Below are 12520 nucleotides of genomic sequence, written 5' to 3'. Positions count from 1 at the left end.
TTTTTAACGTGTATTTGCTTAAACCGTAGCTATCCCAAAGCTTAAATTGGTGTTTTCCATACTGGACATATCCATTGGCATATTTGATAGCCAACTTTTTAAAGGGAACCCATCCCAAAGAGCGCCTTGCTGATTTTTTATTGCTGACACGCCATTTCAGCTTTGCCTTTTTAAATTGCTTTCTTCGGGTGACTAATTCTTCAGTTACAGCCTGAATGGTTTGACTATGTAAATTACATTCTTTGGATGTGCCTTTCGTATATTTGGCAATATCAAAAGCAGAGAGAAATTCACCTTTCCGCTTCAAATGCCTAAACCCTAAATCATTGACATAATTCCAGACGAAGTTCACTTCTGATGCTAGTTGGTCTAACACCTTGCAATGTTTGTCTTTTATACGTAATTTAAGGGTTTTCATGTACTTATATTAACAATCAAAACTCAAGGAAAATAGTCCTTAGTTAAATCAAACGACACTTCATGTCGTGTCGCTTATATCTCTGACCTGAAGGACTGAGTTTTACGCTCCATTTGATAAATGATTACACATTGAATAATTCAACCCCACTCGCCACCATCCTCTGAGCAAAAATCCTTTTCCCTGTTTCACGCTCACCTTCCAACACCAACTCAGGTAAATTCAATTCACGCTGAATCTTTAAAATCATTTCATGCAAAGGCTGAGCTTGGTTATTGCTGCAAATATATGATGGTTCTGGATGTTCCACGTGAAGTAAATGTGCCAAAAAACCTGCCAAATCATCAATATGAATCCGATTTGACCAATGTATATTCGGGTAACTTTGTGTGCTTTCCGCAAGTTTGAGCATGCGTGCAGTCGAAGTGCCATAAATACCCGAAGGACGTACGATCACACATTGTTCAGGATAAGCCTGTTGCCACAAGTGTTCCATCTGCAACAACAACTGCCCTTGTACATCATTCGGCTTAGGCACAGTATCATCATCAATACATTCACCTGCGTTTTCGCCATAAACCCGTGTAGATGACACCACAATAATTCGCTTTACAGGATGATCTTTTAATGCAGCGACAATCGGCTGCACAGAATCTACATAAGTCTGTTGATACGCTTCTACAGAACTCAAAACCGTATTCCGAGATGGTGCAAGTAATACATAAACGGCATCAACAGGTTGAGTCTGTGATAAATCGAGCTGTTGAATATCTTGAAGCAAATGCGTCATATCAGGATCTGTTTTCGGACTGCGGCTAATTGTGGTAATTTGATGACCGAGCGTAAATAGTTGTTTTGCAACACGCTGCGATGTTTTACCATAACCAATAAATAGAATATGCATTCAGCACCTAATCATAGCATTTGAAGTTGAGGGGACATGGCTGCAGTCCATCAGTTGCAAGGGGTAGGCTCTGCCTCTGCTGCATTACTCGAAAAACTAAATATTTTCACCACAGATGACTTGTTGTTTCATCTACCGCGTGACTATGAAGATCGTAGCACGATCATCCCCATGAACCAATTAAACGTGGGACGTAGCTATTTACTCGAAGGTGTGGTCAAAGGGGTCGATTTTCCACCGGGTAAACGCAAGTCGATGGCTGTCAATTTAGAAGATGAATTTGGCAAAATTACCTTACGTTTTTATCATATTTATAAAGGTATTACAGATCGTGCCAAACTTGGCAATCGTTTAAGAGTATTTGGCGAAGTACGGGTTGGAGCACGTGGTCTGGAAATGTATCACCCCGAATTACAACTGATTACTGAACATACCCCACTGCCTAAAACCCAACTGACCGCTATTTACCCAAGCACCGATGGGCTGACCCAAGCCAAATTACGTGAATACGTCAAACAAGCTTTGGCACAGCATAGCGATGATTTGCCTGAACTCTTGCCTGAAAAAATGACCAATGGCTACGCACTCAAACAGGCGCTGGATTATATTCACCATCCACCTTTAAATGCCAATATGCTGCAATTGGCACAAGGCTCTCACCCTGCACAGCAACGCCTGATTTTTGAAGAATTGGTGGCGCATCAAGTCAGTTTACTAACCCGACGGGCTTATATTCAGCAAATTGCCTCACCTGCATTTTCCCCAAGTCAAAAACTAGCACCTGCGTTACTCGGTAACATGCCATTTCAAATGACAGGCGCACAGCAACGGGTTTCGCAAGAAATCATGCAGGATTTGCAGGGTAATAAACCCATGCTGCGCTTGGTACAAGGTGATGTAGGTGCAGGTAAAACCTTGGTCGCTGCAGTCGCAGCCTGTCATGCCCTAGAAGAAGGCTGGCAAGTCGCGCTGATGGCACCCACTGAAATTTTGGCAGAACAACATTATCTGAACTTTCAAAAATGGTTTGAGCCGTTGGGCTTAACAGTGGCGTGGTTGTCTGGCAAGCAAAAAGGCAAAGCACGGGCAGCGGCTGAACTGAGCATTCAAGATGGTAGCGCCAATTTGGTGGTTGGGACACATGCGTTATTTCAGGACAATGTGCAATTTGCCAAATTGGGTTTGGTGATTATTGACGAACAACACCGTTTTGGGGTCGATCAACGTCTGGCTTTGCGCAATAAGGGTGCCAATCATACTACACCGCATCAATTGGTGATGACTGCAACGCCTATTCCACGTACCTTAGCCATGTCCGCCTATGGCGATTTGGATACTTCGGTGATTGATGAACTACCGCCAGGGCGTACGCCTATTCAAACGGTGACCATTCCGCTAGATCGGCGTGAAGAAGTCTTACAACGTATTGCCAGCAATTGTGCCGAAGGCAAACAAGCCTATTGGGTCTGTACCTTGGTGGAACAATCGGAAACCTTAGATGCACAAGCTGCCGAAGTGACTTTTGCTGAAATTAAAGAACGCTTTCCTGAACTGAATATTGGGTTGGTACACGGTAAAATGAAAGCCGATGAAAAACAAGCCGTCATGCGGCAATTTAAAGACAATCAATTACAGTTGCTGATTGCCACCACAGTAATTGAGGTCGGGGTCGATGTACCGAATGCTTCAATTATGGTGATCGAAAATGCCGAGCGTTTAGGACTTTCACAGCTACATCAGCTACGTGGACGAGTCGGACGGGGTGCCAAAGCCAGTTTTTGTGCCTTGTTGTATAAAAATCCACTTTCGCAAAATGGACAAGAACGCTTGCGGATTATGCGCGAAACCAACGATGGTTTTGTGATTGCAGAAAAAGATTTAGAACTGCGTGGCCCTGGGGAACTTTTAGGAACCAAACAAACGGGAGATATGGGCTTTCGGGTGGCTAAATTAGAACGGGATGATCATTTGCTGGCACAGGCGCATCATGTGGCACAGCAAATTTTAAACGATTATCCTACACATGCCGAAGCTTTGCTAAAACGCTGGCTGCCTGAGGCACCACGTTATGCCTATGTTTAAACGGATTGCAGTCCTAAGATGACTCAGCCGATCAATCTACTACAATGCGGCATACAATGGCTGCGCCAACTGCAACCGTGTCAGCTCTGCCATAGCGACACGCAATGGCAACATTCGGTCTGTCAAACCTGTTGGCAACAATTGCCGTGGCGTAGCCAAGCGGTACAACGACAAGAAATGCAGATTCAAGTCACTTTTGATTATCACTATCCAATTAATCGCATCATTCAACAATTTAAATATGAACAGCAGTTACATTACCAACTACTTTTGGCAGGTGCGCTAAAACAACTGTCTTATCCTAAAATTCAAGCCATTGTACCGATGCCAATTTCCACTGCCCGCTTGACTGAACGCGGCTACAATCAATCTTTATTGTTGGCAAAAGGACTGGCACAACATTTAAATGTCCCGATTTGGCAACCTGTGACCCGCTTGCAACAACATGCGCAAAAAGGCTTAAGTCGCTTAGAACGATTGGAAGACATCCAACAGCAATTTCAAATTCAGACTGCGCCTAAAATCCGTTATCGTCGGGTTTTAATTGTGGATGATGTGGTCACAACGGGCAGTTCAATTCATGCACTCAAACAGCAGTTACTCAAGCTCGGCTGTCAAAAAGTCGAAGCAGTCTGTCTAGCCAGTGCTGAATAAAAAACAAAACTATTCAGGCGAATATGCTTAGCGCATTAAAAAATTGCACTTGAAATATAGACGAATGATCAACAGCTCTTAATTTTGTTGTAAATATTGTCTTAACCATGGCATCACCACTTCATGGGTTAGCGGTGCTAACAAAGTATCTTGATCATCCAAATCCACCCACTTCATTTCGGCAATTTCAGCAGCAATTTTTGGTGCCTGGTCTAGCTGCACCCAATACACATAACTGACCAAACGACAGTCAGGTTCATTGGCTGTTGCTGTTTCATAGCGTCCAATAAATTGTTGAATTTGCGCCTGACAGCCAATTTCTTCGGCAATTTCTCGCAACATGGTCGTTTCAGGTGCTTCATTGGGTTCTAATTTGCCACCGACCTGCATAAAACACGCAGTGTGCTGTTTACGCACCACCAATAACTGCTGTTTAGCATTTAAAATAATTGCAGCCGCAACGGTAATGATGTTGTTGATCTCAGCCATTTTATTTCGCCAGTTCCTGCTGCACCCACTCTAGCTCAGGTACTTCCCATTTCATTTCAGGGACACGATATTGTTCAAATTGCTGCAAAATATTGTCAATACAATTCGATACTATCAATGCCTCACAAAAACGTGGCTGAGTAAAACCTTTTTCAGAGGTCTGTCTTAAAAACTTTAGCAAATCATCATAAAAGCCATCTACATTTAAAAAAGCACAGGGTTTTGAGTGAATTCCTAATTGTGCCCACGTCCATTGCTCAAAAATTTCTTCTAAAGTTCCCGAACCACCCGGCAAAGCAATAAAGCCCTCGGCTAATTCTGACATTTTTATTTTGCGAGCATGCATGTTTTCAACAATGTGTAATTCTGTCAAATGCGGATGCGCCAATTCATGCTCTGCCAAACTTTCAGGCATAACGCCAATTGCACGACCACCTGCGGCCAAAGTACTATCTGCCACCACACCCATTAAGCCTGAGCGCCCACCGCCATAAATTAAAGTTTTGCCTTGTGCAGCCAGTGTTTCACCCACTTTTCGTGCATTTTCAACAAAAACTGAATCTTTTCCTGGGGCAGAACCACAGAAAATAGCAATTGACGACATCATTTTTTCACCATGTTATCTGGCTGTCATGCCATAAAATTAAACTTCAGGGAGATTTTTAAATAAAATAGCATTCTGAGCAGTGTATTTAGTAAGATCCTTGTCTAAAATACACCCATCCACAAAACCCATACTGCGCAAGGAGAAAAGACGAATGCTTGAAGCCTTTTATGCCACAGAGCGCGGTAGTCTGGAAGATGCCACCATTAACGGTGGTTTTGATTTGCATCCAGATCTGGTCTGGATTGACCTAATTGCCCCTTCACAAGAAGAACAGCAATGGGTACTAGACGCATACTCACAAAATTTACCGACCTTAAAATCTTTGGAAGATATTTCATCTTCAGCGCGATTCTACCGCGATGATGACGGTATTTTACACATTAGTACCTATTTTTTAACTAAAAATAAAAACTATCAAGTCGATGGCGAAACTGAAGACAATTCCAGTATTTTAGCCACTGTGCAAACCGTCGCCTTTATTTTACATAAAGAACACTTGTTTACCCTACGTGGTGAAAAATTAGTGGCGTTTCGGGCATTTCGGGCGCGTGCACGACGTAACGACTACGAAATTGACTATAAAGACCCGACTTGGGTGCTTTTAGGCTTGCTTGAAGCCAAACTGGACGAACTTGCGGATATCTTAGAAGATATCCACAAGGACTTGGAAAAGTATTCCACAGAAGTTCTGAATAACCGTCATCGTGAGCAAATTTTAGACCTCGATGACATGATTACCCGACTGGCACAATTAGAAGACATGCTTGGAAAAGCGCAATTGTGTTTGATTGATTTACGTCGTGTCCTGACCTTTTTGGCACGTCCGCGTGCGTTGGGTAGTCATATTTACGATGCCGACATTCGAGAACTCAGTGAAGATGTACGCTCACTGGTCGAACACGATGCCTTCTTATTCCAAAAAGTGCGCTTCTTGCTCGATACCACTTCAGGCTTCATTAACACCGAACAGAACGACACGATTCGTCGATTCTCGATTTTACCGAGTATGTTAGCGCCACCGATGCTAGTTGCCAGTGTTTATGGCATGAACACCGACGTGTTACCTTTTGCCAAAGGCACCACCAGTTTTATAGTGGTCAGTATTATTTTAATTGGCTTCTTTATTGGCCCATTAATTTACTTTAGATGGAAAAAATGGATTTGATGCCTTTTATTCCCTCTCTTTTTAGGCATAGGTATCTACACATCTTTAGGTACCTAGTGCAATGGTTGCGATTTCATTCAGTTCATCTATTGAATATTCTGAGAGCAGTTGAAGAGTATTTAGTAAAATCGAGAGTCCTGCCAATATGGCAGGCGCACTCTCTATCTTGCCTCTTTTCTGCTGTCTACCTGAAAGCCTAGTCAAAAATGCACGGACTTTCTGATTTTGCTCATCTGTACAACGCTGCACTCTCCACGTCAACACACAAGCCATACAACTGATCAGCAAACGCCTTAAAATCGCTTCTGGGGTAGTCTGAAGCCATGACTCAATATCATGACCTGCTTGCTTGAGAAGTTTGAAATAACATTCGATTGACCAACGCCAGTAATACCAAGTTGTCAATTCCACTGCGGTAATCTCGGTTGATACATTGCTGATCAATGACCATCTTGCAACTGTCTTATCATTAATATCTTTAACCACCGCAATAATCAGTCTAGCCTCAATTGCAGCACCTTTCTGAGGAGCAACTCTTTGACCTAAAGAATCTTTTTTATTTGATTTTGCAGCACGGGTAAGCCGAACATTGGTTTCTCCAACATAAAGCATATGTTGATTACCCTTGTAAGAAATGGGTTTCACTTGCTGTATTTCGATACGTTCAGCAACTTCTCCAACTTTACATATTTCACCCTGATGCTCAATCCGATTGCCTTCCTTTGCTCGAATAAGCCATTGAAAACCATGACTGCTTAATTCCCTGAGATGAGCAATGGAATCTCCTTCACGATCAATAATATGTACGCAGGTTTTCTCAAGAGGAAACTGTTCAACTTTTTGTATTTGTTCAGAAAGGGAGTCTAAATGAGTTTTACGTTCGGTCTGTTGCTCATTAAATGTCGAATAGCAACCTGAAGCACTAGAAAGGGTTTGAGCTAATGGAGCAACAGGAAGTCCAGAAGCAGCATCAACAAGTAAGCTCGTTTGTAATTCATAGCCTGAGTCGTACTGATGTGTCCTTTGGAGTTTTTGAGTTTTATTACGATGTGTCACATATTGGATTTGTGACCAATCATGAATAACTAAAGCATAGCGATGCAGCGATGTCTTAATCTGATCACAAGCAAGCTGTTGAATAGGTTCATTTAATTGTTTAAATGAAATTTTATCATTATTTAAAAACCGCCATACAGCTTGCGTCGTTGCGAAACTATTTTTTTGAGCAGAGGCAATATCTTTGATTGCAGGGGCAATATCTTTGATTGCAGGGGCAAGTGAAGCAAGAGGATTCATATTGAACTGAACAAGGTTGTTGTAACGTTTGACAAGGCGCTGATCTAAGCGAGAGATGTTAAAATTGAAGAGCATGCTCTTCAATTTAACGCAAAACATGGAAATTGTGTAGATACCTATGCCCACAGGGAGAAGGTTTTCAGCTTCAGCATAGCGGAAATTTATTTGAATATTCTTCCCGAGAAATCCACAATTTCTGTGGATAAATCTTGGGATAATTCACATTTTGCAGTATGCAGGATATAGACTGAGTCATCACAGATCATCATTTTGCACTAATGATGTGTTATCAATATTTTGATTTATAATGAAAAAATAAAAATAATCATACAAAAATATGAGCATTAATTTTAAGCAACTTTATCCCCCGATTATTCCGTTACACAACTGCTCTAGGATTGAACAGCGAGAGTTATCTATAGTCTTGACTAATTCAATTGAAGCAATTTTATCGCAAGATTTGTGCAGGTTTGCATTTCTAATCATTGGACTTTATGAATCGTGGTAGAAGGGGAATTTAATGCAATATTTAAAATCACAGGTGTTTTTGGGTGCTGTCGCTTTAAGTTCGGTTATGTTGTTGACTGCATGTCAGCCAAAGAGTGAGACAACTTCTAAAACCGAAACTGAGCAAGCTGCGCCTGCATCTGTCACAGCCGAGATTCCTGTGATTCAAGCTAAAGTGGTGGCGCTTAAATTGCCACAACAGCAAATTTGTGATGAAGAAGGCTGTACTGCTTACGATATTCAGACAGTAAAAACCAATGTGGCGTGGATTGATGAATATTTTATGCAGCGTTTGCAAAAGGCAGACCCAATTGCATTTTCTGAAGCTGCGGCATCAACTGCAACGCCAAAGGTAGAAGAAACCGATCCTATGCGACTGAGTCAGAGTTCGAGCTATGTGCGTTATATCGGGCAACATGCCAATTTAGCGACGTTTAGTTTGCAAAGCTATAGTTACCCTGCGGGTGCAGCACATGGTATTCATCACCAAGAATTTGTGACTTTTGATTTAAAACAGAAAAAGCGTTTGGCGTTGCAAGATATTATGCTGCCCAATACGGAAGCCAAAATGACAGAAGAATTATTTAACCATAATTATAACTGGCTAGATGAACATGATATTTCCCGTGAAAAGTTTAAACTGAGCGATAATTTTTATTATGGTGCCAATGGTTTGGTCTTTGTCTACCCGTTGTATGAATTGGCATCTTATGCAGAAGGTATGCCTGAGTTGATTCTGCCTTACTACGCGACAGAAAAATTAATAAAGTCTGAATATTTGCCAAGTTTGCCGCAGTATCCTAGCCAATAAAATTGCACAAAAATACGCAGAGATTGCTGTAATAAGGTGCAGCCGTGAATCGGGTTACTGTATTTTTTAACCCGAAGCGCTTACACTATAGCCAGTTTTTTTCTTATTCCAAGATTGGCTATGATTGACCCGAAATTACTCAGAAATAATATTGAGGCTGTAAATTTAGCCTTGGCAAAACGTGGTGTGCAATTAGATGTGGCAGAGTGGGCAGCACTTGAAGCACGTCGTAAAGAATTGCAATCTAAAACCGAAGCATTACAGGCAGAGCGTAATTCGGGCGCAAAACAAGTCGGTCAGATTAAAAAAGCAGGTGGTGATGCTTCTGAAATTATGGCTCGCATGGCTGCTATTGGCGATGAAATCAAAGCCGCTGAAGTGGCTTTGGCAGAGTTACAAGATGAGTTAGAAGCTAAATCATTGTCTATTCCAAACTTGCCAGATGAGTCTGTGCCTGAAGGTAAAGATGAAGCTGATAATGTGGAAGTATTGAAATGGGGTACACCACGCCAGTTTGATTTTGAAATTAAAGATCATACCGACCTTGGCGAAATGATGGGTGGTTTGGAATTTGAAACTGCAACCAAATTAACAGGTTCTCGTTTTAGCGTTCTGAAAGGGCCATTGGCGCGTTTACAACGTGCGATTACCCAGTTCATGTTAGATACGCATACTGTTCAAAATGGTTATACCGAAGCGTATGTACCGTATTTGGTCAATGCAGATTCATTGCGTGGTACTGGTCAGCTGCCTAAATTTGAAGAAGATTTGTTCAAGCTACAAGGTGAAAAAGAATACTATCTAATTCCAACTGCCGAAGTTCCAGTAACCAACTTTGTGCGTGATGAAATCATTGATCCTGAACGCTTGCCATTAAAATATGCCGCTCATACCCCTTGTTTCCGCAGCGAAGCAGGTTCTTATGGTCGCGATACTCGTGGTTTAATCCGTCAACACCAATTTGATAAAGTCGAAATGGTGCAGATTGTAAAACCAGAAACCTCAATGCAGGCTTTAGAAGAATTGACTGGACATGCTGAAGGCATTTTACAGGCACTTGGTTTACCGTACCGTAAAATTATTCTATGCGGTGGCGATATGGGTTTTGGTGCAACCAAAACTTATGACTTAGAAGTATGGGTGCCAAGCCAAAATACCTATCGTGAAATCTCAAGTTGCTCAAACATGGGCGATTTCCAAGCACGACGTATGAAAGCACGCTACCGCGTAGATCAGAAGAAGATCGAATTGGTGCATACGTTGAATGGTTCAGGTTTAGCTGTAGGTCGTACTTTACTTGCAGTGATGGAAAACTATCAACGTGCTGATGGTTCAATCGAAATTCCTGCAGTATTACGTCCATATATGGGCGGTATTAGTCATATAGACTAAAATGCATCGAATTTGTGCATAGTTTTTGCTTTAGCTCAATCAGATCTAAAAAATATAGAGGCGTATCGTGGAAATTTTCCCAATCTCTTTAAAGTTGCAGCAGCAACGTTGCCTGATTGTGGGTGGTGGGCATATTGCTTATCGTAAAGCACTGTTACTGGCTAAAGCGGGCGCAAAAATTGATGTACTTGCTCCTGAAATTGATGACAATTTACTGCAACTGGTGCAGCAGAGTCAGGGGCAGTATGTGCAAGATGTTTTTAGTTCATCTACTGCGCTGCGTCACTATCGTTTGGTGATTGCTGCAACAGATAACAATTTGGTCAATCAGCAAGTTTTTGCAGCTTGCGAAGCCGAAAATGTGCTGGTCAATAGTGTTGATGATCCGCCACATTGTCGTTTTATGGTGCCTGCGATCATTGACCGTTCGCCTTTAGTGATTTCAGTTGCAAGTAATGGCACATCTCCCGTGTTATCACGTCAAATTCGTACTCAACTGGAAAGCAGTATTCCGCATGGTATGGGCAAACTGGCTGAGTTTTCAGGTCAGTGGCGTGCAGCGGTAAAACAGAAAATTGTAAATCCAGAAGAGCGCCGTATTTTTTGGGAGGAGTTATATGCTAGCCCTCTTAAAGAACAGGTGTTCAATGACAATCTTGACGCTGCAAACCAAAGCATACAACACGCTTTAGCGGAATGGCAAACACCGAAAGGCGAGGTGTATTTGGTTGGTGCAGGGCCGGGTGATCCTGAATTGCTGACCTTAAAAGCCTTACGATTAATGCAGCAAGCCGATGTGGTGATTTATGACCGTTTGGTGTCTGCACCCATTTTGGAATTGTGCCGCCGTGATGCCGAAAAAGTCTATGTCGGAAAAGCACGTTCTAACCATGCTGTACCGCAAGAAGGCATCAATGCATTATTGGTGAAATATGCACAAGCAGGTAAGCGAGTTTGCCGTTTAAAAGGTGGCGATCCGTTTATTTTTGGGCGTGGCGGTGAAGAAATTCAAGAATTGTATGAAGCAGGTGTGTCATTTCAGGTCGTACCGGGCATCACCGCAGCCTCGGGCTGTTCGGCTTATGCAGGCATTCCACTGACTCATCGAGATTATGCGCAAAGTGTGCGTTTCCTTACTGGGCATTTAAAAGAAGGTTCGCCTGAATTGCCGTGGTCAGAATTGGTGTATGAACACCAGACTTTGGTGCTGTATATGGGCTTGGTTGGCTTAGAAAGCATTTGTGAAAAACTGATTGCACATGGACAACGGGCGGATATGCCTGTCGCCTTAATTTCTAAAGGCACGACCCCTGAACAAAAAGTGTTGGTGGGGACGTTGGCGGATATTGCCAGTAAAGTCGAACAGCACCAAATTCAGGCGCCTACCTTGACCATTATTGGTGAAGTGGTCAATTTACGTGAACAGTTGAAATGGTAATGAATCTCCCCCAACCCCTCTTTTAAAAAGAGGGGAGTTCCTACATTTTCTAAAGGGAGCTGGGGAGGGATTGTGAAAAGTAGAGAAAATTTGTGATCCACGTTGTTTTATATGAGCCTGAAATTCCAGCTAACACAGGCAATATCATTCGTTTATGTGCCAATACCGGTGCGCAATTACATTTGATTCAGCCATTAGGTTTTGAATTGGATGATAAAAAGCTGAAACGTGCAGGTTTGGATTATCACGAATGGGCACGTATGCAAATTTGGGACAATCTTGAGCAATGTTTGGCTGATTTAGATCGTAAAGGTGTGGGCTTGGATGCGATTTATCCATTGACCACCAAAGGTACAGAAACACCACATACTTCAGATTTAAACCGACCTGTTGCCTTGTTGATGGGGCCTGAAACTCGCGGTTTGCCTGAAGCTGTACGCATGTTGTTTCCGCAGCAGCACTGGATTCGTTTACCAATGGCAGAAAACTCACGCAGTTTAAATTTGTCTAATGCAACGGCTGTGATTGTGTATGAAGCATGGCGTCAGCAAGGTTTTAAAGTATTGCTCTAATTTGACCATTAATTTATTTCAAATTTAGTGCGATCTTGAGTATCAATGATCTGCGTTGATGAACAAAAAGTTGAGATAAAATTGTACTCAGCTTTTTTATTTTTGGTTATTTTACTGATAAAAACTTATAACCCATTTTAGACATAAGAAAAGGCGCATAAAGCGCCTGATCTGAAGATTGAGAA

At 42.2% G+C, this 12520-nt stretch carries 11 protein-coding genes and 1 pseudogene; 7 read left to right on the top strand and 5 right to left on the bottom strand.

What is annotated here, in order from left to right:
- A pseudogene (locus tag CF596_RS01905) lies at positions 1 to 418 on the bottom strand (RNA-guided endonuclease TnpB family protein); the annotation flags it as partial.
- A 124-nt stretch (positions 419 to 542) separates the two neighbouring features.
- Entirely contained in the window at positions 543 to 1322 is a 780-nt protein-coding gene (locus CF596_RS01900) for an NAD(P)H-binding protein (protein WP_004974669.1), read from the bottom strand.
- A 36-nt stretch (positions 1323 to 1358) separates the two neighbouring features.
- Between CF596_RS01900 and recG the strand changes: the two genes are divergently transcribed.
- Both recG and CF596_RS01890 read left to right on the top strand, forming a co-directional pair.
- On the top strand, positions 1359 to 3404 hold the full coding sequence (gene recG, locus CF596_RS01895) for an ATP-dependent DNA helicase RecG (RefSeq protein WP_096901039.1): 2046 nt from the start codon (positions 1359 to 1361) through the stop codon (positions 3402 to 3404).
- Between the two features lie 18 nt (positions 3405 to 3422).
- A complete protein-coding gene (locus tag CF596_RS01890; RefSeq protein ID WP_096901038.1) occupies positions 3423 to 4058 on the top strand; it encodes a phosphoribosyltransferase family protein in 636 nt (211 codons plus the stop codon).
- A gap of 78 nt (positions 4059 to 4136) precedes the next feature.
- Here the strand turns inward: CF596_RS01890 and CF596_RS01885 are convergent, their stop codons facing one another.
- Together CF596_RS01885 and CF596_RS01880 are read right to left on the bottom strand one after the other, a co-directional pair.
- On the bottom strand, positions 4137 to 4547 hold the full coding sequence (locus CF596_RS01885) for an NUDIX domain-containing protein (RefSeq protein ID WP_096901037.1): 411 nt from the start codon (positions 4545 to 4547) through the stop codon (positions 4137 to 4139).
- A gap of 1 nt (position 4548) precedes the next feature.
- Entirely contained in the window at positions 4549 to 5151 is a 603-nt protein-coding gene (locus CF596_RS01880; protein ID WP_096901050.1) for a TIGR00730 family Rossman fold protein, read from the bottom strand.
- 154 nt (positions 5152 to 5305) lie between these two features.
- Between CF596_RS01880 and CF596_RS01875 the strand changes: the two genes are divergently transcribed.
- On the top strand, positions 5306 to 6319 hold the full coding sequence (locus CF596_RS01875) for a CorA family divalent cation transporter (RefSeq protein WP_096901036.1): 1014 nt from the start codon (positions 5306 to 5308) through the stop codon (positions 6317 to 6319).
- A gap of 45 nt (positions 6320 to 6364) precedes the next feature.
- Here the strand turns inward: CF596_RS01875 and CF596_RS01870 are convergent, their stop codons facing one another.
- A complete protein-coding gene (locus CF596_RS01870; protein ID WP_096901049.1) occupies positions 6365 to 7615 on the bottom strand; it encodes a transposase in 1251 nt (416 codons plus the stop codon).
- Between the two features lie 520 nt (positions 7616 to 8135).
- On the opposite strand from CF596_RS01870, the gene CF596_RS01865 reads away from it, so the two are divergent.
- The 4 genes from CF596_RS01865 to CF596_RS01850 all read left to right on the top strand — a co-directional run bounded on the left by CF596_RS01865 (position 8136) and on the right by CF596_RS01850 (position 12335).
- A complete protein-coding gene (locus tag CF596_RS01865; RefSeq protein ID WP_096901035.1) occupies positions 8136 to 8933 on the top strand; it encodes an RsiV family protein in 798 nt (265 codons plus the stop codon).
- A 120-nt stretch (positions 8934 to 9053) separates the two neighbouring features.
- Positions 9054 to 10325 carry a serine--tRNA ligase gene (gene serS, locus CF596_RS01860; protein ID WP_096901034.1) on the top strand — a complete coding sequence of 424 codons (1272 nt, stop codon included), beginning with the start codon at positions 9054 to 9056 and terminating at the stop codon, positions 10323 to 10325.
- Positions 10326 to 10392: 67 nt separating this feature from the next.
- A complete protein-coding gene (gene cysG / locus CF596_RS01855; protein ID WP_096901033.1) occupies positions 10393 to 11763 on the top strand; it encodes a siroheme synthase CysG in 1371 nt (456 codons plus the stop codon).
- A 92-nt stretch (positions 11764 to 11855) separates the two neighbouring features.
- Entirely contained in the window at positions 11856 to 12335 is a 480-nt protein-coding gene (locus CF596_RS01850; RefSeq protein WP_096901032.1) for a tRNA (cytidine(34)-2'-O)-methyltransferase, read from the top strand.
- Positions 12336 to 12520 lie beyond the last annotated feature (185 nt).

It is taken from the genome of Acinetobacter sp. YT-02 (assembly GCF_002412355.1).
In the GTDB taxonomy this organism is placed as follows: Bacteria; Pseudomonadota; Gammaproteobacteria; order Pseudomonadales; family Moraxellaceae; genus Acinetobacter; species Acinetobacter towneri.
Note: the sequence above shows the minus strand (reverse complement) of the source record. Positions and strands in the feature narration are given on the sequence as shown.

What these genes read in the sequence shown, in the direction of transcription:
- CF596_RS01900 (WP_004974669.1), bottom strand. Translation starts at nt 1,322, where the DNA reads ATGCATATTCTATTTATTGGTTATGGTAAAACATCGCAGCGTGTTGCA.
- CF596_RS01875 (WP_096901036.1), top strand. Translation starts at nt 5,306, where the DNA reads ATGCTTGAAGCCTTTTATGCCACAGAGCGCGGTAGTCTGGAAGATGCC.
- CF596_RS01890 (WP_096901038.1), top strand. Translation starts at nt 3,423, where the DNA reads ATGACTCAGCCGATCAATCTACTACAATGCGGCATACAATGGCTGCGC.
- CF596_RS01885 (WP_096901037.1), bottom strand. Translation starts at nt 4,547, where the DNA reads ATGGCTGAGATCAACAACATCATTACCGTTGCGGCTGCAATTATTTTA.
- CF596_RS01880 (WP_096901050.1), bottom strand. Translation starts at nt 5,151, where the DNA reads ATGTCGTCAATTGCTATTTTCTGTGGTTCTGCCCCAGGAAAAGATTCA.
- serS (WP_096901034.1), top strand. Translation starts at nt 9,054, where the DNA reads ATGATTGACCCGAAATTACTCAGAAATAATATTGAGGCTGTAAATTTA.
- CF596_RS01870 (WP_096901049.1), bottom strand. Translation starts at nt 7,615, where the DNA reads ATGAATCCTCTTGCTTCACTTGCCCCTGCAATCAAAGATATTGCCCCT.
- CF596_RS01865 (WP_096901035.1), top strand. Translation starts at nt 8,136, where the DNA reads ATGCAATATTTAAAATCACAGGTGTTTTTGGGTGCTGTCGCTTTAAGT.
- recG (WP_096901039.1), top strand. Translation starts at nt 1,359, where the DNA reads ATGGCTGCAGTCCATCAGTTGCAAGGGGTAGGCTCTGCCTCTGCTGCA.